The organism is Candidatus Brocadia sinica JPN1 (assembly GCF_000949635.1).
Classification (GTDB): domain Bacteria; phylum Planctomycetota; class Brocadiia; order Brocadiales; family Brocadiaceae; genus Brocadia; species Brocadia sinica.
In genome coordinates this window covers 2009025-2029891 of record NZ_BAFN01000001.1, presented here as the reverse complement: position 1 = coordinate 2029891, position 20867 = coordinate 2009025, and the positions used below count along the sequence as shown (strand labels likewise).

The window sequence follows — 20867 nt, the reverse complement described above, 5'->3', positions numbered from 1 at the left end:
TCCTTTAGACAACAATTTGGTAAAACAATTAAAGGAAATAAAAATTGAATTGCCAAGTGATTTGATAGAAATTATTTCAAACAAAGAAATAATGGCGATGCTTCCAGATAAGGCATTGAGTAAGGCAGAATATTATTGGAGCCGTTGTAAAGAAAAAGAATTTGAAGAAAAATATGAGGAGTTAAAAAGGTGCATGGAATAATATCTGCACTAAATGAATCTAAACTTTTTTAAATTTTTATGTTGATATTTTATTTAGAAATGTTTTAAATAGTAAACGTTTAAAAAAATAAACGTTTGTTGTTATAAACAATAATCTCTTATACCTCAAAGAAAGAGTAAAATTTGTCGATCTACCTCTTTTCCCAGGCTATCTGTTTGTAAATATTTCGTCAAATAATATTTATGATGTAATAAATACTTATAGTGTGACTTATAGTGTGACAAGGATAACAGGCACACTTGATTATAAAGGATACACTTTGCCATAGGAAGATTTTCAGGTGAAAAAGACCGATGCGATAAATATATTCCAGTTAAATTATCCTGTTATAAAAGAAGGCAATACTTTATGGATCAAAGGCAAGAGGTGATTTTCTCGAAAATTCCGATATCGATTTACTTCTCATTACTGAAGGCAGTGTCCCGATACAGACGAAGTACCAGGTATTCGATATCATTTACAAAAAGGAATAGTCCATTGGAAAAATTTCTATAGACCAAATAAACTATGAAACTCGATGAAAATATAAAAAGTTCAAAGGTCTCGAAATGAAATTATTTACCGTTGAATAGAGAAAGAATCTGTTAGAAGAAGAATTAAGCCGTATTGTGGAACTCCTCAAAAGAGATTATGGGCTGGAGAAGGTAATTCTTTTTGGTTCTCTGTCCGGGGGGGATATTCACGAATGGAGTGATATTGACCTGCTTATAGTCAAAAAGACAACAAAACGGCCTTTAGACAGGATATTGGAAGTATCTCGTATAATCAAACCGACGGTCGGAATAGATTTATTTGTTTATACCCCCGATGAATTTCATGCTCTTATGCAGGAAAAATTTTCCTTTTTGACCGCTATAGCCAGAACCGGAAAGGTGTTATTTATGAAAAGAGAAGATGCTGAAAGGGCATTGCAGAGCGCACGAAAAATGCGTGAATGGATGAGAAAGATTTTTGCCGATTAGATGTGTAGGTCGTCAGTTTGCAGGCTTGCGGAATATGTCAATGAAAATTAGGTCTTACTCTCAACCTGAACCTTTTTATCTGTTTTCTCACCGGCTTGAACGGTTTGCACTCATTGAACAGTTTCGTCTTTGCTTTAAGCCTTATGCCCTTTACCCGTTTTCTGTCTATCCCTACTGTTTACTGTCCACTAAAAGCTAACAGACATGTTATACTCACAGCGTGAGCTACAAAACATATTGGAAAACTATTTTAAAGAAACCGCTGACACTTACAGAATCGAAATGGCCTTTCTCTATGGTTCATGGGCAAGAGGATATCCAAAAGAAACTTCGGATGTAGATATTGCTATCGTTTTCTCTGAAACAGATGACGAAGATAAGGTTTTTAGGAAGATAACAGATATAACACTTTCTTTCATGGGAAGAATAAAGTTAGAGGTAAATATCATCCCTGTCTTTTTGGATTTCAGAAAACCTATGCTTTATTATAATGCAATGGTCCTTGGGATACCCGTATTTATCAGAGATCAAAACAGGTATGCTGCTTTACTCGACGAAGCTATATTTCAGATGGAAGACTTTAGTATCTTCGGTACACGATGGCAGCTGGAGATTGTGGAGAAAAGGCTAGAGGCATTGTCTATCCATTTTGAGCCTGTATTAGAAAAATTTATAGAAGAGATAGAATCTTTTTGCCGATTTTTAAGGAACCATAGCTAGATCAGACACCCAAATAATGATAAGGTTTATCAAGATAAGAAAAATAACTTGTTTATTTATGAAGCAATTGAATAAAGGAGACAGATGAACAAGTGCGAAATTATTGTGAAGAGGATAGCCAGAAACCCTATAGCGTAAATTGGGAGTGGAGATGTCAATTATCCACTTTAAACTAAGTTTGATAAGTGTTTGGAACACTCGGGTTCGATTTCCTATTTTACAACTTACTATTTCTTCATTACAATTTACAAATTTACATAATACCACTTACAAGATGGCTCCACGTCTCCTGTTAACAAAAGAAATCCTATGAGAAAAGAAGCACAAGGAGGTAATTATGAAATTTAAGGTTATAATAAGTTATGACTCAGAATATGATGGATATGTAGTTGATGTGCCTGAACTTGTTGGATGCATGAGTCAGGGCAAGACATTAGACGAGGCATTAAATAATATCAAAGACGCAATCAGGGGGTGGTTGGAGGTAGAAAAAAAACACGGGAGATTTGAAGTCATAGAAGAAAAGGAGGTATTCCTGGGAGAGGTTACTGTTTAAATGGGTATTCTTTCCAACATTTCTGGTAAAGAAGCAACGAAAATTTTTCAGAAGTTTGGCTATGTCCTTGACCATCAAACCGGCAGTCACATGATATTGTATCATGAGTCAAGACCAACCTTATCGATTCCTAATCATAAGGAATTAGCGCCTGGTTTATTAAGGGGATTAATAAGGAAAAGCGGGATAACTGTTGATGAATTCTTAAAGGTTAAGTAATATGCACTGTTTCCATATTGTGATCGAAGAAGTAAATAATAACTATAGGAATCTTAAGATTTCTCAGTTGCTCCGCTCCTTTGAAATGGCAACGTTCTTTTGTCGTTAACGAAAAGGGGAAATGAAAAAACTGCAAAAAGTGGATATATTTTTTCGTGCCGATTCCTCTATCAGATTTGAGATTAAGGAAATTTTAAATCAGCCGTTTTCTCTCGACTGCTTGATTCTTACTGTTTACTTATTCTTCAGAAAAAAAAGACTCAACCTTAGCCTTAACCTAATATCTTTTCAATCTCAACCTTGACCTTCGAAAATCAGTCACTTCCAAAATCGTAATGAATTATATTTTAACTAAACTCCTACCACAGTTTATTAGTATCCGGTTAGAGGGTCGTACTGCCTTACAAAAGATACTCGCAAACACAGGGTGGCTCTTTGTCGATAAAATACTACGTATGGGCGTGGGGTTGCTAGTTGGGGTATGGGTTGCCCGGTATCTTGGGCCAGAGCAATTTGGTCTTTATAACTATGCACTTTCCTTTGTTGCACTATTTAGTACATTTGCCACCCTGGGGTTGGATGGGATTGTGGTTCGCAACATTGTGCGTGACCCTTCTTGCAAGGAAGAAATACTTGGAACTGCTTTTGTGCTCAAGCTCTTAGGAGGTGTATCAACACTCATATTAGCAGTGGTAGCTGTTTCCTTGTTACGTCCTCACGAGAACCTGACCCGCTGGCTGGTGGGCATCACGGCAGCAGGAATGATTTTTCAGGCATTCGATGTCATAGACTTCTGGTTTCAATCGCAGGTTCAGTCAAAATATACAGTATATGCTAAAAATGTAGCTTTTTTACTCATTACCCTAGTCAAGATTGTTTTAATCCTTGTGAAAGCACCGCTTATTGTTTTCGCCTGGGCGGGGTTGGCAGAAATCGTCATTGGATCAGTAGGACTTGTAATAGTATATCGAATCAACGGATTTTATGTAAAAACATGGATTGCTACCATTTCTCGATCGAAAATGCTGGTAAATGATAGTTGGCCGCTGATTCTATCCGGAATTGCCATTTATATTCAAGCAAGGATTGATCAGGTTATGCTTGGTGAAATGGTCGGCGATACAGAAGTAGGGCAATATTCGGCAGCAATGCGATTAATTGAAGTTTTCGGGTTTATACCAATGATAATCTACAGTTCCGTTTTACCTAAAGTATCGAGTGCAAAGGTAGAAAATGAATCACTCTATTACGAAAGACTTCTTAATATTTATCGTCTTATGTTTCTTTTGTTCTTAGTTACTGCAATTCCCATTTATGTATTTTCAAATCAAATTGTAATAACATTATTTGGTAATGAATACAAAATGGCAGGAGCGTTACTTGCTTTGTTTAGCATAAGATTATTTTTTGCAAATTTTGGAGTGGCAAAGAGCTTATTTATTACAAATGAAAATCTGTTTAAATATGCTCTTTTTACTGCCATAAGTGGGGCCATAACGAATATAGGCTTAAACTATTTGTTAATCCCAAGGTATGCATCTAGAGGTGCAATTTTGGCAACAATCGCATCTTTCTTTGTCACTGTTTTTTTTGTCGATTTTTTTCATGAGAAAGTACGAAAGAATCTTAGAATAATGCTAAAAGCAATGGCAACTCCATGGGAAATGAGGTTTAGGTAAAGGGCAGGAGATGTAAATGGGAATTGTTCGGATGGGACCTCCAACTGAGTTGGTTTGTGAGTTAAGAAGGACTTTTAGAATTACAAAGTTCATAGAATCAGGAACTTTTCTTGGTGATACAGCTTACTGGGCTAGTAAATTATTTGAAAAAGTTGTAACGATCGAACGCTCTGATAGCATATATAGACAAACCAAGCAAAAATACGGATACATTAACAATATTGAGTTTTTGTATGGAGATACCAAGCATAAGCTTCCTGAAATTCTATCTAATATTGGCGCGCCGGCTATCTTCTGGCTTGACGCCCATTGGTGTGGAGGCCAGTCGTATGGAAAAGGGGATGAATGTCCATTAATTCAAGAGATTGAGACAATAAATAAGTCTTCATACGATAATTTTATTTTCATTGATGATGCGCGTCTATTTATGTCTCCTCCACCTCGCCCCCATTTGATTGATCAATGGCCGGATATTTCTATGATATCAAACTCCCTTACCTCGGTACATAATGGTAGGTATATTGTGATCATTGAAGATGTTATAATCGCAGTGCCTATCTTCGCAAAGTCAATAGTTGCACAATATTGTCAACAGATAAATACTAAACTTTGGGAAAATTGCGATACAACCAACTTCAGAAAAGGACTTGCATTGATTTGTCAGGACTTGAAAAAATGCGTTAGATTCCCGAAGAAAATTGCTAATAATCTCTTTAATTTGGATAGAAAATAACATTCCATATCTATTTATATCTCAGACTACAGACTCTTTACATTCCCAAGAAGTTACTACTACGATAAGACTAAGGTGTTTTTATGATCATAGTTCGAGTGGTTTAAGGTCATTAATTGGAGGTTCGTAACAGTGAATTTTTTTGAAAAAGCCAAAAGGATTTTCTTCAATTTTACATACAAGAAAACAAAATTAAATCCACCTTCTATTGATGAACAAATTTTAATTAGTAATCTTCGTTCAAGAATTACTAGCCTTGCGAAGATAAATACCTCGTTGGATTTAGAAATTGATTCCTGCTGGTTTAATAATAAAACTCAAATCAGAGAATCGATATTGAACAATGATCCAAGGTATTTTACTGACTGGAAAGTTATAAAAAACACGATGCTTTATGAGCCACCCATTGAAGTACTTAAATTTATGCAAAAACTTCCTGTCTGGAGTCGATGGAAGGAAGCGATCAAAGAATCCCCTGTTGGAAATCCAAGACCTTATTGGGCATTTAAAGAAAGTAGCGGGACTCTTATACATCACGCTTATCATCTTTCGCAGTTACTTCTAAAGACATCGTGCTCTATAGAAAATATGTCACAAATTTTGGAGTTTGGTGCTGGATACGGTAGTATGTGCAGGTTAATTCATCAATTAGGTTTTAATGGGCGTTATATTATCTTTGATTTACCAGAGTTTACGGCTTTGCAGGAATATTTTATTAGTTCCGTGGGTATCCCATCTAAAATTACAAGAAAGACTACATCAAATATTGAAAAAAGTATAGTACTGCTTTCAGATTTCGAGGAACTGGCAAAACAACTATCAGACCAAATGGACACTAATTTTTTTATTGCTACATGGTCTATCAGTGAAATCCCTATAAGCTTTAGAAAGAAAATATTTGATCTCGTTCCGAACGTTCAATATTACCTGATCGGTTATCAAAAAAAATTTGGAGAGATTAGCAATTTAGATTATTTTGTAGAATTGACAAGAAAGAGAACAGATTATTTTTGGTGGAATTACGAAATCGATCATCTGAAAGAAAATTATTATCTAGTTGGAAGAAAAAAAATTGATCCAGATTAAACCGGATATTCAGCATCGGTCGAATTGTCCTTATTGTGGCAAGGTACTCACACCTAAAAAAGTATTGTGGCAGGGCATTCACATTTGTGTTGTATCGAACTGTCGCCACTGCCATGCTGAAATCATTGAGGATTTGAAAGTTGGCCATGCCCTGTATATGCCTTATCAGGTTGATTTAAGAAAGAATGCGCTGTTTGGAGACGACAAGCCAAAATGCTGGTTTGGAATGCCTTTGCTGAAATCTTTACAAAATCCCCAAACGGATTCGGATATTGAATTTAAAGTCGAAAAATTTCAAGAGTTTAAAAGAGTTATTATACTTAATTGTATTGACTACCTATATGGACATAGCCTTCTAAAGTTGTTAAATGCTGAATCATACATCAAAAATAATCCAGAATTTGGTCTTATAATAATAGTACCAATATTTTTACGTTGGTTGGTACCGCAAGGAGTCGCCGAAGCATGGACTGTGAATATTCCACTTTCAAAGGCTCAAAATCATTACCCACTTTTGGACCAGTTGATACAAAAGGAATCAGAGCGTTTCGTAGAAATTTATGTGAGCCGTGCTCACTCACATCCCAAAGATTTTAACATTACAAACTTTACAGGAATTGATAAGCACGACTTTAAACGAGTAGATTTTAGAATTACATTTATATGGCGGGAAGATCGTCCCTGGTGGAGCCACGACTTTTCATTAAGAGTCGCACGCAAGTTGAACTGTATGAAACCCTTACTTTACTGGCAAAATTACAAGATTTGTAAATTATTTTCCTTCCTACGTAATAAAATACAAAATGCCAAATTCACAATTGCAGGACTAGGTACGTCCACAAAGTTTCCTAAGTGGATTGATGACCTAAGAATTAATCAGTTTAACGAAGATTTAGAGCGTGAAGCATGCAGAACTTACGCTGAAAGTCGTTTGGTTATTGGAGTTCATGGCTCTAATATGTTGTTGCCTTCTGCCCATGCGGGAATGACATTAGACTTGATGCCTTACGGGCGATGGAACACTTTTGCACAGGATGTATTATATCAGGAATGTGATAATCGTTTATCCTCATACAGTTATCGGTACCTACCGTTGAATATAAATACAAGTTTATTAGCTTATATTGCTTCTTTGCAAATAAATGGATTTTCATATTTTAAAAAACAAATGATGTGCGAATTGCTCTAATATGCACTCTTGCATTACTTCAGTTTTTAAAAAATACCTGCTAAGAAATATAAATCAATAGTTTATATTGTTTAACTTAAAATGCCTCAAAAAACTTAAGTTCTATGAGGTAACCACTTACAAAAAATTTCAAAATTCTAAATTGTTACAAAGTGTATAATATTATTTTTATTCATAAAGGCAATCCAGATTTTCTTGGCTATAGCTTAAGGCAAGCTAAGAAATTCAATCCCAAAACAGTTATACATTTAATTGGAGACGAAAGTAACAATACATATGATTTTATAGATCACCACAATATATTAGAGTACGATAGAGATGCAATAAATTTTAAAAGGTATTATAAACATTTTTCTACTAATCCTTATGATTTTGAGCTTTTTTGTTTTCAAAGATGGTTTATCTTAAAAGATTTTTTGATATCAAATACAATTGAAAAATTTTTCCATGCCGATTCCGATGTTCTGGTTTACTTCAATATTGAAGAGGAATTTAAAAAATTTAAGGAATTCGATTTTACTTTATCCACAGGAAGCTCAGGGCATTGTTCTTTTTGGAATAATACAGCTTCACTTGAGCATTTCTGTCAATTTATTATGAATATGTACACGGGAAAGGACAATGAAAATTACAACAAAATGGTCGATCATTACAGAATTCGTCAAAGTGAAGGCCTTCCTGGAGGAGTCTGTGATATGACTGCTTTTCGTTTATATAGGTTGAACAAACACGCCAAAATTGGAGAGACAACGGATATAATTAATAATTCTACATATGATGATAATTTTAATGTACCTACAAATGGGCAACTGCTCTATGAGATGCGTTATGGGGCAAAAAAGATTGAGTGGATTAATACCATTCCTTATGGGTCAGTCTTTGAAAACAAAGATAAAATAAAATTTAATGTTTTACATTGTCAGGGTAATGCAAAGAATTATATAAGCAGAATCTACAAACACAAACAACCGATTACAATGCATAAATTTTTACTAAATAAAATAAAAATGTTGTTAAAAATTATTGTAACTCGAGTTATAGCGACTAATAAATTCAACTCAACAAAGTGATATAATAACGTGAAATTAGCGCCAATTGCATTGTTTGTTTATAATCGTCCTTATCATTTACGCCAGAGTGTTGAGGCATTGAAGAAAAACGAGTTGGCAGAATCGAGCGAGCTTTTTGTGTTTTCAGACGGTCCAAAGTCTGAAGTTGATAAAGAAAAAGTATTGGCGGTACGCAAGTATATCAAAACGATCTCAGGCTTTAAGAGCGTCAACATCGTAGAGAGAGAACAAAACCTCGGCCTTGGGAATTCCATTATTACAGGTGTTACAGAAATAATTAATCGTTATAGCAGAATCATTGTGCTTGAAGATGATATGATCAGTTCCCCATACTTTTTGAGATTCATGAATGAAGCCTTGGAATTTTATGAAGATGAGGAAAAGGTTGCAAGTATTCATGGTTATATTTATCCAGTTAAATCTCAACTTCCAGAAACATTTTTTTTAAGAGGCGCTGACTGTTGGGGATGGGCTACTTGGAAAAAAGGCTGGAATTTGTTTGAAACAGATGGAAGTAAGCTTTTATATGAATTGAAGAAAAATAATCTTCTGAGAAAGTTTGATCTGAACGGCACATACCCGTACACAAGAATGTTGAAAGATCAGGCTAAAGGGAAGAATCATTCCTGGGCAATCCGATGGTACGCTTCATTATTTTTAAAAGAAAAGCTTACCTTATATCCTGGCATGTCGTTGATCCATAATACCGGAAATGATGAAAGTGGAACGCATTGCTCTGCAACGGATATTTTTAACACGGCAATCGCTAAGAAACCTATTCGGATCGAGCACATTCCTATAATAGAAAACGAATCTGCCCTAAAAATATTTGAAGACTATTTTAGAACAAACAAATTCTCTTCTGTTTCCTTGTTTGGTAAGATTTTCGGTAAAGTGTCAAAGATATGTAAAAAAACTACGATTGGCCAAATCATACGCGAAATTACTCCACCTGTTATTTTTAAAATTTACAAAAATAAAACAGCAAAATATGGTTTTTTTGGAAATTATTCTGATTGGGAAGCAGCCAAAAAGGCTTCTGCCGGATATGATTCGGAAATCATTCTCAAAAAGGTTACAGATGCTCTTTTAAAAGTCAAAAACGGTGAAGCATCTGGTGAACGGGACTCTGTCTTGTTTGATAAAGTCCAATATTCATGGCCTTTATTAGGGGGGTTGCTATGGATTGCATCGCGGAATAATAATAGGCTCACTTTATTAGATTTCGGTGGGTCTTTAGGCACATCGTATTTTCAAAATAAACTTTTTTTAAGCCATTTAAGTGAATTAAAATGGTGTATTGTGGAACAGGAACATTTTGTGCAAGTTGGGAAAAAGTTTTTTGAAAATGATAATTTAAAATTTTACTTTGATTTCAATGAATGCATCATAAAAGAGAATCCACAAGCAATACTTTTGTCAAGTGTGCTTCAATACATTCCATACCCTTATGCCTTGCTGGAAACAATTATAAAAAATAGATTTGAACATATCATTATAGACAGAACACCTTTCTTACAGAGGGGAGGGGATCGAATAACCGTGCAAAAAGTCCCTCCCGAAATATATGATGCAAGTTATCCCGCGTGGTTTTTTAATTTAACTAACTTTCTCAATTTTTTCTCAGAAAAATATCAATTAATTGTAGATTTTGAATCAGCCGATAAATCAAATATTCGATTTTCATCTTTTATGGGTTTTATTTTTGAACTGAAAAACAGATGATTGAGAAAATAAAGCACGCATTAAGAAAAGAACAATTTCAACCAGGAATTCTGGCACTTTTCTTTAACCCATATTATTTTTCTAGAAAAGGCTTATTTCGGCATATTTCCCTATGGGCTCCGCTCATTACAGGAAGAACTTTGGATGTAGGTTGTGGCACGAAGCCTTATGAAAAGCTTTTTTTAAGTACAACAAGTTACATTGGTCTCGAGCTCGATGCCGTTGCAAACAGGAAAAACAAAAAAGCCGACTATTTTTATACTGGAACTACCTTTCCGTTTCAGAACGATGAATTTGACAGTATAATTGTCAATGAAGTCCTTGAACATGTTTTTAGTCCATCAGACTTCTTAAGCGAAATATACAGGGTATTAAAACCGAATGGAATACTACTTATGACAGTTCCATTTGTCTGGGATGAGCATGAACAACCTTTTGATTATGCACGCTACTCTTCTTTTGGTTTGAAACATCTATTAGAAAAATCTGGTTTTGAAGTAATCGAATATCGAAAAAGCATCAACGATATCAGAGTGATCTTCCAACTGCTTAATTGTTATATCTATAAAAAAACATTCACAAAAAACGTGTTCGTAAATCTCTTCACTACATTTTTTTTGATGTCTCCTTTTACTATTTTGGGAGAATTACTTTCAAAGGTGTTACCAAAGAATGAAGATTTATATCTGGATAGTATAATTCTATTAAAAAAGAAAAAGACGGTATGAAAGATTTCCTGAAATTTTCTGATGCAAAAGTGCTCATAACTGGTGGGCTTGGTTTTATTGGCTCATCGCTTGCCCGGCGATTGGTTCAACTTAATGCAAATGTCACATTGGCAGATAGTCTCATACCTCTCTATGGTGGTAATCTTTTTAATGTTCACGATATAAAAGACCAGGTGGCAGTAAATATCAGCGATGTTAGGGATCCTTACGCCATGGCGTATCTTGTTCAGAAACAGGACTATTTATTTAACCTGGCAGGTCAAACCAGTCATATAGATTCTATGAATGATCCGCAAACCGACCTTAATATTAATGCTTCAGCCCAGTTATCCATTCTTGAAGCCTGTCGTAAAAATAATCCGGGTATAAAAATTGTTTTTGCCAGTACCCGCCAAATTTATGGTAAGCCAGAGTACCTGCCAGTAGATGAAAAACATCCAATTCGTCCTGTCGATGTGAATGGCATTAATAAACTCGCCGGCGAGTGGTATCATTTGCTCTATAACAATGTTTATAAAATCAGAGCCTGTGCTTTGCGCTTGACCAATACCTACGGCCCAGGCATGCGTGTAAAGGATGCGCGACAGACATTCCTGGGAATTTGGGTGAAAAATCTAATTGAAGGAAAACCGATTAAAGTATTTGGTGATGGATTGCAATTACGTGATTTTAATTATGTCAGCGATGTGGTGGATGCGCTCTTGATAGCGGCAATTAACCCAAAAGCAGATGGTGAGGTGTTTAATTTGGGGAGCACTGAATATATTAATCTGAAAAATTTGGCTGCCCTGCTGATCGAAATCTTTCGGAATGGGATATATGAAATTGTGCCCTTTCCTTCCGATCTCAAAGCAATCGATATTGGTGATTATTACAGTAACTACACCAAGATCAATCAATCTTTGGGATGGTCGCCGTGTGTTTCCCTTAAAGACGGGCTGAAGCAAACTATTGAGTATTACATTCAGAATAGAACTTATTACTGGGAATAAGCATGATTTTAATGAACAATTTTCAGGCAGAACCTGCGGAGCTTATACAGCAAGAAATTGCGGCTGTCGAGAAGGTGATTAAATCTGGTTGGTACATTCTTGGGAATGAAGTCAGGAATTTTGAGTCAGCTTGGGCTAGTCGTTGTGGGATAAGCTATGCCGTTGGTGTGGGCAATGGGATGGATGCCATTGAGATAGGGCTGCGTGCCCTTAACATCGGACCTGGGGATGAAGTGATTACTACCCCAATGACTGCCTTTGCAACTGTGCTGGCGATCATTCGTGCCGGTGCAACCCCTGTTCTCGCTGATATTGATCCTATAACAGCTTTGTTAGACCCTGCAAGTGTTGAACGATGCCTTTCCTCTCATACTCGGGCAATGTTACTTGTACATCTTTATGGGCAAGTGAGAAATATGGACACATGGATTGCACTTTGTAAACACGCCGACATCCATTTGCTGGAAGACTGTGCGCAATCGCATTTGGCCTCATGGAAAGGCAAAGTTGCCGGATCTTTCGGTGACTGGGGCGCCTACAGTTTCTATCCAACCAAAAACCTGGGCACAATGGGAGATGGAGGTGCAATCATCACCAATTCTGAAGAACTAGCGAATCAGGCAAGAGTACTGCGAAATTATGGGCAATCACAACGATATCATCATTCAGAACTTGGCTTGAATAGCCGTCTGGACGAGATGCACGCTGCAATCCTGACGGCCCGCCTCGGTTGGTTTGATTTTTTCACAGCCAGACGCAAGGAGATTGCAAAAGCCTATTTCGATGGCATCAAAAATCCACTTGTTCACTTAATGGCTGAACCGGTAGATAGCGAAAGTCATGTTTATCATCTTTTTGTAATTTTATGCGACGAAAGGGACCGTCTGAATAATTACCTTCGGGAGCATGGAGTTGACAATCTCATTCATTATCCAATACCTGTTCACCATCAAGTACCGTGCAAAAGCATACGACGCGATCTGAAAGGTTTGATTCATGCTGAGGCTCATGCTGCTCGTTGTCTCTCCATTCCATGCCATCCTCAAATGAGCGATGGCGAGGCTAACAAGGTGATAGAGGTCATTAATGAATTCAAATAGGTCTACAGAGCACTTTGTTACTTTATTTGACCACAATTTTTTGCCTTTAGGAATGGCGCTCCATGATTCCCTGATGACTCATGCGCAACCTTTTCATTTGTGGATTTTATGCATGGACGAACTGACAGAAAAACAACTGCAGCTTATTTCCTTATCCAACGTAACACTAATTCCACTTAAAGAGATTGAAACAAAAGAGCTATTAGCCGTAAAGCCTGGAAGGACGCTGGGTGAATACTGCTGGACATTGACGCCGTTCGCACCCCAAGCCGCATTTAATAGAGATCCGAGTGTTGAGCGCGTTACGTATTTGGATGCGGACATTTTCTTTTTTGATGATCCAAGAATTTTGCTTAGGGAATTTGATCGGAGCAGAAAAGATGTTTTAATTACTGATCATGCCTATGCTCCAGAATATGATCAATCACACACAAGTGGTCGGTTTTGTGTTCAATTTATGACTTTTAGAAAGACTCAACAAGCCTCAAAGGTTATGAAGTGGTGGCAGAACCGATGCCTGGAATGGTGTTTCGCTAGGATAGAAGACGGTAAATTTGGTGATCAAAAATATCTGGATTACTGGCCTGAGTTATTTGGTGACATAGTACACATCGTTCAGCAAGTTGAAAAAATTTTAGCTCCCTGGAATGTATTATTCTTTGAGGAGAAGGTAGGCACAAAAGTATATCCTGTTTTTTATCACTTTCAAACATTAAGAATTGTTAGTTCATGTAAGATTCGACTGTACTTCGGTTACAAGATTGGTAAACTGGGGTTAAGCTTATATGACCAATATTTAAAGAGTTTACGCAAATGCCTCACTGTCCTAAATGCACATCATATAGAAGTGCCTTATGTCGAACAAAAAAAGGAAAAATGGGAAATGTTGCGTTATCTTAAAAGAAGAATAACTAAAATAGTGCGCTTTGCTTCAATTAATTACTTGTAACTGCTTACCCTGCTAAAAGCATTTTAATACAAAAAGGTAACTATTCAGTGAAAATATTTTAAAATATGTTTGACAGGATATCCGGGACAGAGAGTCGTTTGGATTAGTTTGTGGCATATATGGCCTGTAGAGGTGGTTAGTACAGCCTACATGAGGAGAGAGCACAGACATGGACAGGCTGGTGTTGGTAAGAGGAATTCGTGCTTTTGTCGTGTCTTATAGCGCCAATAAAAAGGATGAAAAAGCCTGTGATATAATAGCCGCAGTAAATAAATGGGTGGCTCATCATACAGGCGGATTCATTGACGATAGACAATATAGACATAGAGGTAACGCTCCAAAAAGTAGAGAAGCTTCTTTCTGAAGAGAAAGTGCTGTCGCCAGCCATGAGGTCCATGGTAGAGTTATTGGTAGTAGTAATAACGCTGCTGGTTGGTCGTTTAAACCGTAACAGTCGCAACAGCAGTAAGCCTCCCTCAAGTGATCCGAATCGCAAGAGAGAAAGCAAGGCGAAGGGCGAGAGGAAGGCGGGTGGACAAAAGGGTCGTGAGGGGGTGACGCTGAAAAGGGTTGAGAACCCTGATAAGGTGGAAGTGATAAAAGTAGACCAAAGGAAGTTGCCGCGTGGGGAATATACGGTGGTGGGTTACGAAGCGCGCCAGGTGTTTGATATGAAGATTTCACGGGAGGTAACAGAGTATCGTGCAGAGATAGTTGAGGACGCGGAGGGGAACCGATTTATCGCGCCCTTTCCTGAAGGAATAACAAAGGCGGCGCAGTATGGGGCGGATTTGAAGGCGCATGCAGTATATATGTCACAGTATCAACTGATACCCTACAAGAGGATTCAGGAGTATTTTGAAGAGCAGATGTCGATGCCGGTGAGTGAAGGTTCCTTGTACAATTTTAATCAGGAAGCCTACGAATATCTGGAAATCTTTGAGGAGAAAAGCAAAGCAGAACTCACCAAGTCAGAGGTGTTGCATGTGGATGAAACGAGTATTAACAAGAACGGGGATAGATATTGGTTGCATAGCGCATCCAATAGGCAGTGGACATGTTTTTATCCTCACGAAGGGAGAGGGACAGAGGCAATAGATAGCATAGGAATATTGCCCCAATTTCGTGGGATTCTTTGTCACGACCATTTGAAGGCGTATTACACCTATCCCTGTACGCACGCGCTCTGTAATGCGCACCACCTGAGAGAATTAGAGGGTGTGTGGGAAGAGGACAATAAGCAGCAGTGGGCGAAAGAGATGAAGGCCTTGCTTGAAGAGATAAATCGTGCAACATGCGATGCCGGAGGAATGTTGGGCGCCGATGAGTCTGAAAAATATCGGCACAGGTACCGGGTGATATTGCAAAACGCAGAAGCCGAAAGCCCTCCCCCTGATGAAACAAACCGTAAGGGGAAAAGGGGGCGAGTGAAAAGGACAAAAGCCAGAAATCTTCTGGAACGATTACGAAAGTATGAGGATGATGTCCTGAGGTTTATGGACAATAAAAACGTCCCTTTTACGAATAATTTGGCTGAAAACGACATCAGGATGACAAAGGTTCAGCAGAAAATATCGGGCTGCTTTCGTTCTTTGGAGGGAGCCAGGATTTTTTGCCGCATTCGCAGCTACCTCTCAACTTGTCGAAAACAAGGGGTAAATTTGAGACAGGCATTAAAGATGCTATTTCATGGCGAATTGCCTGATTTTGTTCGCTCATAGCAATTATGAGCGAATATACGCTGAATAGTTACACAAAAAGTAGTTTATTCAAAAGCGAAAATAAATGAACACCTCTGTTTCAAAAATATCTGTTATTATACCCGTCTATAACGAAAAAAATACCGTAATGGATTTGATAAAAAGAGTATGCCTCGTTGATCTTCCAATAAACAAAGAGATAATTGTTGTGGATGATGGTTCAACAGACGGTACAAGAGAATTAATACTTGAAATAATTAAGCATCAGACTGATCAAAATAATCTTATAAAATTTTTTTGAAAACTGAAAAGAGGAGGATAAAAAAGATGTCTCTCATTCTTAATTATGAAAAAGACGCCGGGGAAGAAGTATGACGATTATATGGACAAAAAATGCGGAAGAGCGACAGAAGGAATGGGAGAAAAGGATTGGAGTTACAAGACAGGAAGTGGAAGATTTGGCAATCTATCCTGTACGAATTGTTCCTGACGACATGGATGCGCTTGTTGCGCAGACAAAAACGCGTAAAGGTTTATTACGATGTCCTTTTGTAGAAATCGAAGGGAAGATAAAACTTTTGACTGTATATGATAAAAGATTTAAAGGAGGTTAAATAAGTATGCCTACTCAACGAACGACATCAGGTAAAAGATTAGATCATCCATATATCGCCACTGATCCTGGGATTGCAAAAGGGAGTCCTGTGATTTCTGGTACAAGAATACGGGTAATAGATATAGCGATAGAATATGATAGAATTGGTCTTACTCCTGACCAAATTATAGACGCCCATCCGCATTTAACGCTTGAAGCTGTACATGATGCGCTTTCATACTATTATGAAAAAAGAGATTTTTTTGATGAGGAAATTAAGAAAAAAATGAAGGCTATTGAAAAAATTGCCAGAAAAAAACCATCAATCTTGAAAAAAGTACGTGGCTAAGCTTGCATTTTACACAAACGAGAGCGTTAATGTTGCAGTTGCAGAAGGTTTAAAAAGAAGAGGGGTCAAGGTTGTATCTGCCAGAGATTCAGGCAACCTGGGGCTTTCAGATAAAGAGCAGCTTGATTATGCAGCAAGAAATAACTTTGTTATTGTAACACATGATGACGATTTCCTGGCAATGGCAATGAAATTCGAACATACAGGAATTGCGTATGTACATCAGCAAAAGTATAGTGTGGGAGGCTTAATACGAGGGTTAAAACTGCTTTGGGATATCGCAGAACAAAAAGACATGGTAAACCATGTAGAGTTTTTATAGAAATATTGTAATACCTAGCGCAGCATAGCCGCAACCAAATTTACCACCCCTTCATCCCCTTCTTCGCAAGGAGGGGATGAAGGGGTGGTAAAAAACTTACACAAAAAAGAAGTTTTTCACAAAGTAATACTATAAATCCAATATTACAGAACTCAGGGGCTGCGGGAAAAAAATCTGGATGGGAATAGATACGCAGGAATATGTAAACAAGTTGAGAGAGGAATGGAATTAAAGCTTATCACACTATTGAAAGGAGCCGAATCGATTTTTATAGATACTTCACCATTCATCTATTATATTGAAGAACATGAGAAATACATCGAAGCCGTAGATCCTTTATTTTCCCATATAAGTCAAGGCCGTATTATTGGATATACTTCGTTTATTACTCTCAGTGAGGTTTTAACTAAACCTATAGAAGAAAAGAACAAAAAACTTGTGTGTAAAGATGAGGACTTGCTGACTAATTCAAAGGGGCTGATATTGACTGATATGGATAAAAATATAACAGTTGAAAGCGCCAAACTGAGAGTAAAATATAGGATGAAAATACCAGATGCAATCCAGGTAACATCTGGACTGATTAATGGAGCGAAGGTATTTATAACGAATGATAGTAATTTAAAAAAGATTAAGGAAATCAAAGTTATAGTACTCGAAGATATTATTAAATAACCGCACTGTGGAAATTGGGATTTTAGAAATTATTGTAAATTTGTATAAAAGGAAAAATGGGAAATGTTGCGTTATCTTAAAAGAAGAATAACTAAAATAGTGCGCTTTGCTTCAATTAATTATTTGTAACTGCTTACCCTGCTAAAAGCATTTTAATACAAAAAGTAGTTTATTCAAAAGCGAAAATAAATGAACACCTCTGTTTCAAAAATATCTGTTATTATACCCGTCTATAACGAAAAAAATACCGTAATGGATTTGATAAAAAGAGTATGCCTCGTTGATCTTCCAATAAACAAAGAGATAATTGTTGTGGATGATGGTTCAACAGACGGTACAAGAGAATTAATACTTGAAATAATTAAGCATCAGACTGATCAAAATAATATTGTAAAATTTTTCCCTCACGAAAAGAATATGGGGAAAGGCGCAGCATTAAAAACTGGCTTAAAGCAAGTAACAGGAGATATTGTTATTATTCAGGATGCAGACTTAGAGTATCCACCAGAACAATACCCTGCTTTAATTGAACCCATTTTAAAAGGTTATGCAGATGTTGTTTACGGTTCAAGATTTCTGGGCGTTCATAGGGTGTTTATGTTTTGGCACTATTTTGGTAATAAAATTCTTACCTGGGTAACAAATATTCTTTATAATACTATGCTCTCTGATATGGAAACGGGATATAAGGTATTTAAAAAAGAGGCATTAGAAAATATTGTAATAAAATCTAACCGGTTTAATGTGGAACCGGAGCTAACCGCAAAAGTATTCAAAAAAAAGCATCTGCGTGTAGTAGAAACACCGATTACCTATTATGGAAGAGGGTATGCAGAGGGTAAAAAGATAACCTGGCGGGATGCCATACCTGCTCTATTCACACTATTCAAATACAGATTTATGGATTAGCTGGTTTAATTTCACTGATGAATGAGGACTACGAGGAAATTAAAGTGAAAGTTAAAATTAGGTTTATTGATATTATATTCATATTGTTATATGGCGCCTTATTGGTTATGTTTGCAAATTTTTTTATCTTTTCCAAATTCAAAATAATATTGAAGTGGTTTTAGTTATGCTTTTCGAGAATATTATAAATCATATTATTTTATTACTTTTTTTCAGCGCATCTTACGCCATCGGACGATCAGTGTTTAATAATTTTCTATTCGCCCTTGCATTTGGTGTATCCGTTTTATCATTTTCAATTTATAACATCTTTTTATTTTTGGAATTAATTTATTAACGGTAAGTTTAATATTTGTATTTATGTTAATTTCGATAATAGCGATTTTCGTTATTAATCGGCCGAAAATTTCAGATTTCAATATAAGAGCGAGGTTTCCCTTTTCCCTTTTTGATAAATTGTTTTGTCCAGAATTTTCTATACCTGTCTTTCTTCTGCTTCTATATTTTACAAAGTGTTCTTTTCCCTTAGCCGATGGCGACTCTTTAAGCCATTATAGTTACTTACCTAAACTCTATACTTCAGGAGGAAATTTTTCGGCGGGAAATTTTATTGATCATGGGAAAATGCCATTGTTGCATCCCTCTCTTATTGCCTTTTTGGCCTATTTTGGAACCTTAGATATCGCCGCAACTTTTAATTTTTATTTAGTGCTTTTTATTATAATGACTTTGTATAGGATGTGTTTGACTACCCACATTCAAGATAAAATTAATTCAAATTCATTTTGTTTAATTACCTGTATTTTTTTAGCCAGTCCACTGATGAATTTTATTATACCAACGGGAAGGCCGTACATTCTCGTGGCCTACTTTAGCACAGCGCTACTCTATTTTCTTTTACTAGATTTTGACAAAATAAATTCTTATAAATCGTTCATATTATTTTTAGGTTTGGTCGGCGGTGCACTTGTTTCTGTAAATTACTTAGGTCTGGCTCTGGTGGGATGTTTATTAATAGCTTTTCTTATTGCCAACTATAACGCATTGGATAGATTAACAAAACTAATCCTTATAAGCGGATCATTTGTTATTGCGTATTCACTGCCTTTTTACATACGGACTTATTTTCTTACAGGAGATTTACTATATTTTGGTTCAGTTGGGCTACCGGTAAATGAATTTGCCGGCTTTCTAGGACCCATAAAAGCATTGTTCATTTTATCTACTCGGAATAATCAAGGCGGTAATTCGTGTTGTATTGGTATATTGTATCTATCTTTCTTCCCGATTCTTCTATACCTTATCGTCAAACGACGCCTATGGAATGTAAAACCGCTCCTTTTTCTATTTGTATTTATTGTATTATATTATTTTATTTGGTTGACCAAGATCCCGCAGGCTCGCTCACTTATAGGTATTTTCCCACCGTATCTTCTCCTATTATTTTTACTAATCGATCTGAAAAAACCACTTTACAAGTATGCTATTTATCTATTTTCCGGCGTGATTATAGCTTATTGCATTTTCCAATTGGGCAGATTTGGTTATGGTAGCTATTTGTTAAACAAACAACCAAAGGCTGACTTTGTTTATAATATATTAAATGGATGGAACGTCAGTCACGATGTTTATGATGAGCAAAATGAGATTGTAAACTATATCATTTCAAGTTTTCCAAACTATGATGTTGTTTTTTGTGATGGCGTATTTCCCCTTACGTTGTTGCCAAATAAAGTTTTTAGAATAGGTTCGGAAAGACAAAAACATAATACGATCCTTTTGTGCCTAAATACCACTCAGCAGAAATTTAAACCATTGAAACACTTTAAATCTTATACTATCTATGCATATCAATAAAGAAAGGTTTATTCATGAGTGATAGAATAACGGTAGTATAGTTTTTAAGAAGTAAAGGATATAAGGTAACAGTATAGTTTTTTAAAATCTACGCACGCATGCTATTATTATAATAGGTAATATAATTTAAGCCCGAAGGGCTGACATGATTATAGATTATAAACAACCACGAATCAATAACCCCGAAGGGGTGAAATGGTTAACATAAAAATCAAAATAACGGCAAATTTCAAGGAGAAGACATTTCTACATAGGTTTCACATGCCACCCCTTCGGGGTTCAACTTCTTTTTGCTGTTTTTTGCTATAATCATGGCATCCCTTCGGGATTGGAAATAAAAATAAACCACACTAGCCGTTGTGGGCTGACCAAAGAGTAAATTTTTGGAAATTTATTCCCACTTAAGATTGTATAATGATGGGTTATCTCCGCAAACTGGTACTAAAATATATTTTTTATGTTTATACATCCATACCTGGAATACTTTTTGGACAATCTCCACACTGCATGTAGCACACTGTTAAATATT

Annotated in this window: 24 protein-coding genes and 1 pseudogene; all 25 read left to right on the top strand. The window is 36.4% G+C overall.

Translation table 11 applies throughout. The features are described 5' to 3' along the window. Positions 1 to 16: 16 nt before the first annotated feature. Entirely contained in the window at positions 17 to 202 is a 186-nt protein-coding gene (locus BROSI_RS09075) for a hypothetical protein (protein ID WP_052563432.1), read from the top strand. 362 nt (positions 203 to 564) lie between these two features. Beyond that, entirely contained in the window at positions 565 to 696 is a 132-nt protein-coding gene (locus BROSI_RS21355) for a nucleotidyltransferase domain-containing protein (RefSeq protein ID WP_082059364.1), read from the top strand. A 135-nt stretch (positions 697 to 831) separates the two neighbouring features. Then, complete coding sequence (locus BROSI_RS09070) at positions 832 to 1185, top strand: nucleotidyltransferase domain-containing protein (RefSeq protein WP_200891730.1); 354 nt, start codon at positions 832 to 834, stop codon at positions 1183 to 1185. Between the two features lie 204 nt (positions 1186 to 1389). Then, positions 1390 to 1905: a nucleotidyltransferase domain-containing protein gene (locus tag BROSI_RS09065; RefSeq protein ID WP_082059132.1), complete on the top strand. Its 516-nt coding sequence runs from the start codon at positions 1390 to 1392 to the stop codon at positions 1903 to 1905. Positions 1906 to 2242: 337 nt separating this feature from the next. Then, positions 2243 to 2461, top strand: a complete 219-nt coding sequence (locus BROSI_RS09060) for a type II toxin-antitoxin system HicB family antitoxin (RefSeq protein WP_052563430.1) — start codon at positions 2243 to 2245, stop codon at positions 2459 to 2461. Beyond that, a complete protein-coding gene (locus BROSI_RS09055) occupies positions 2462 to 2680 on the top strand; it encodes a type II toxin-antitoxin system HicA family toxin (RefSeq protein ID WP_052563429.1) in 219 nt (72 codons plus the stop codon). A gap of 335 nt (positions 2681 to 3015) precedes the next feature. After that, on the top strand, positions 3016 to 4359 hold the full coding sequence (locus BROSI_RS09045) for a flippase (protein WP_082059131.1): 1344 nt from the start codon (positions 3016 to 3018) through the stop codon (positions 4357 to 4359). Positions 4360 to 4375: 16 nt separating this feature from the next. After that, positions 4376 to 5092: a hypothetical protein gene (locus tag BROSI_RS09040; RefSeq protein WP_052563427.1), complete on the top strand. Its 717-nt coding sequence runs from the start codon at positions 4376 to 4378 to the stop codon at positions 5090 to 5092. 132 nt (positions 5093 to 5224) lie between these two features. Then, positions 5225 to 6178 carry a class I SAM-dependent methyltransferase gene (locus BROSI_RS09035; protein ID WP_052563426.1) on the top strand — a complete coding sequence of 318 codons (954 nt, stop codon included), beginning with the start codon at positions 5225 to 5227 and terminating at the stop codon, positions 6176 to 6178. Beyond that, positions 6150 to 7367: a hypothetical protein gene (locus BROSI_RS09030; protein ID WP_200891729.1), complete on the top strand. Its 1218-nt coding sequence runs from the start codon at positions 6150 to 6152 to the stop codon at positions 7365 to 7367. Before BROSI_RS09035 ends, BROSI_RS09030 begins: the two co-directional genes overlap by 29 nt. 152 nt (positions 7368 to 7519) lie before the next feature. After that, positions 7520 to 8437: a hypothetical protein gene (locus tag BROSI_RS09025; RefSeq protein ID WP_052563425.1), complete on the top strand. Its 918-nt coding sequence runs from the start codon at positions 7520 to 7522 to the stop codon at positions 8435 to 8437. Positions 8438 to 8446: 9 nt separating this feature from the next. Further along, positions 8447 to 9352 (top strand): annotated as a pseudogene (locus BROSI_RS21350) (glycosyltransferase family protein); the annotation flags it as partial. After that, on the top strand, positions 9332 to 10162 hold the full coding sequence (locus BROSI_RS21345; RefSeq protein WP_420886078.1) for a TIGR04325 family methyltransferase: 831 nt from the start codon (positions 9332 to 9334) through the stop codon (positions 10160 to 10162). The pseudogene BROSI_RS21350 and the gene BROSI_RS21345, both read left to right, overlap by 21 nt. Further along, positions 10159 to 10890: a class I SAM-dependent methyltransferase gene (locus tag BROSI_RS09015; protein WP_052563424.1), complete on the top strand. Its 732-nt coding sequence runs from the start codon at positions 10159 to 10161 to the stop codon at positions 10888 to 10890. Before BROSI_RS21345 ends, BROSI_RS09015 begins: the two co-directional genes overlap by 4 nt. Continuing rightward, a complete protein-coding gene (locus BROSI_RS09010; protein ID WP_052563423.1) occupies positions 10887 to 11882 on the top strand; it encodes an NAD-dependent epimerase/dehydratase family protein in 996 nt (331 codons plus the stop codon). The genes BROSI_RS09015 and BROSI_RS09010 overlap by 4 nt, the downstream gene beginning before the upstream one ends. Before the next feature lie 11 nt (positions 11883 to 11893). Then, a complete protein-coding gene (locus tag BROSI_RS09005) occupies positions 11894 to 12982 on the top strand; it encodes a DegT/DnrJ/EryC1/StrS family aminotransferase (RefSeq protein ID WP_082059362.1) in 1089 nt (362 codons plus the stop codon). Further along, positions 12969 to 13931, top strand: a complete 963-nt coding sequence (locus BROSI_RS09000; RefSeq protein ID WP_052563421.1) for a glycosyltransferase family protein — start codon at positions 12969 to 12971, stop codon at positions 13929 to 13931. The genes BROSI_RS09005 and BROSI_RS09000 overlap by 14 nt, the downstream gene beginning before the upstream one ends. A 302-nt stretch (positions 13932 to 14233) precedes the next feature. Further along, complete coding sequence (tnpC, locus tag BROSI_RS08995) at positions 14234 to 15652, top strand: IS66 family transposase (protein WP_052561421.1); 1419 nt, start codon at positions 14234 to 14236, stop codon at positions 15650 to 15652. A 64-nt stretch (positions 15653 to 15716) separates the two neighbouring features. Further along, positions 15717 to 15932 (top strand): glycosyltransferase family 2 protein, encoded by a 216-nt coding sequence (locus BROSI_RS08990; RefSeq protein WP_052563420.1) that lies wholly within the window; start codon positions 15717 to 15719, stop codon positions 15930 to 15932. Positions 15933 to 16002: 70 nt separating this feature from the next. Next, a complete protein-coding gene (locus BROSI_RS08985; protein ID WP_052563419.1) occupies positions 16003 to 16245 on the top strand; it encodes a hypothetical protein in 243 nt (80 codons plus the stop codon). 6 nt (positions 16246 to 16251) lie between these two features. Continuing rightward, positions 16252 to 16575, top strand: coding sequence for a DUF433 domain-containing protein (locus BROSI_RS08980; protein WP_052563418.1), 324 nt, complete (start codon positions 16252 to 16254; stop codon positions 16573 to 16575). Then, positions 16568 to 16897: a DUF5615 family PIN-like protein gene (locus BROSI_RS08975; protein ID WP_052563417.1), complete on the top strand. Its 330-nt coding sequence runs from the start codon at positions 16568 to 16570 to the stop codon at positions 16895 to 16897. Before BROSI_RS08980 ends, BROSI_RS08975 begins: the two co-directional genes overlap by 8 nt. A 222-nt stretch (positions 16898 to 17119) precedes the next feature. Further along, entirely contained in the window at positions 17120 to 17572 is a 453-nt protein-coding gene (locus BROSI_RS08970; RefSeq protein WP_052563416.1) for a type II toxin-antitoxin system VapC family toxin, read from the top strand. Between the two features lie 189 nt (positions 17573 to 17761). Then, the gene (locus BROSI_RS08965; protein ID WP_052563415.1) at positions 17762 to 18481 is read left to right on the top strand and encodes a glycosyltransferase family 2 protein; all 720 of its coding nucleotides are present in this window, start codon (positions 17762 to 17764) and stop codon (positions 18479 to 18481) included. Positions 18482 to 18841: 360 nt separating this feature from the next. Then, positions 18842 to 20338, top strand: coding sequence for a hypothetical protein (locus tag BROSI_RS08960; protein ID WP_052563414.1), 1497 nt, complete (start codon positions 18842 to 18844; stop codon positions 20336 to 20338). The last annotated feature ends 529 nt before the right edge of the window (positions 20339 to 20867 follow it).

Coding starts and splice junctions, on each gene's coding strand:
- BROSI_RS09060 (WP_052563430.1), top strand. CDS start 2,243: ATGAAATTTAAGGTTATAATAAGTTATGACTCAGAATATGATGGATAT.
- BROSI_RS08970 (WP_052563416.1), top strand. CDS start 17,120: ATGGAATTAAAGCTTATCACACTATTGAAAGGAGCCGAATCGATTTTT.
- BROSI_RS09065 (WP_082059132.1), top strand. CDS start 1,390: ATGTTATACTCACAGCGTGAGCTACAAAACATATTGGAAAACTATTTT.
- BROSI_RS08985 (WP_052563419.1), top strand. CDS start 16,003: ATGACGATTATATGGACAAAAAATGCGGAAGAGCGACAGAAGGAATGG.
- BROSI_RS09000 (WP_052563421.1), top strand. CDS start 12,969: ATGAATTCAAATAGGTCTACAGAGCACTTTGTTACTTTATTTGACCAC.
- BROSI_RS09015 (WP_052563424.1), top strand. CDS start 10,159: ATGATTGAGAAAATAAAGCACGCATTAAGAAAAGAACAATTTCAACCA.
- BROSI_RS09045 (WP_082059131.1), top strand. CDS start 3,016: ATGAATTATATTTTAACTAAACTCCTACCACAGTTTATTAGTATCCGG.
- BROSI_RS09055 (WP_052563429.1), top strand. CDS start 2,462: ATGGGTATTCTTTCCAACATTTCTGGTAAAGAAGCAACGAAAATTTTT.
- BROSI_RS08965 (WP_052563415.1), top strand. CDS start 17,762: ATGAACACCTCTGTTTCAAAAATATCTGTTATTATACCCGTCTATAAC.
- BROSI_RS08980 (WP_052563418.1), top strand. CDS start 16,252: ATGCCTACTCAACGAACGACATCAGGTAAAAGATTAGATCATCCATAT.
- BROSI_RS09010 (WP_052563423.1), top strand. CDS start 10,887: ATGAAAGATTTCCTGAAATTTTCTGATGCAAAAGTGCTCATAACTGGT.
- BROSI_RS09040 (WP_052563427.1), top strand. CDS start 4,376: ATGGGAATTGTTCGGATGGGACCTCCAACTGAGTTGGTTTGTGAGTTA.
- BROSI_RS08960 (WP_052563414.1), top strand. CDS start 18,842: ATGTTAATTTCGATAATAGCGATTTTCGTTATTAATCGGCCGAAAATT.
- BROSI_RS09005 (WP_082059362.1), top strand. CDS start 11,894: ATGAACAATTTTCAGGCAGAACCTGCGGAGCTTATACAGCAAGAAATT.
- BROSI_RS08990 (WP_052563420.1), top strand. CDS start 15,717: ATGAACACCTCTGTTTCAAAAATATCTGTTATTATACCCGTCTATAAC.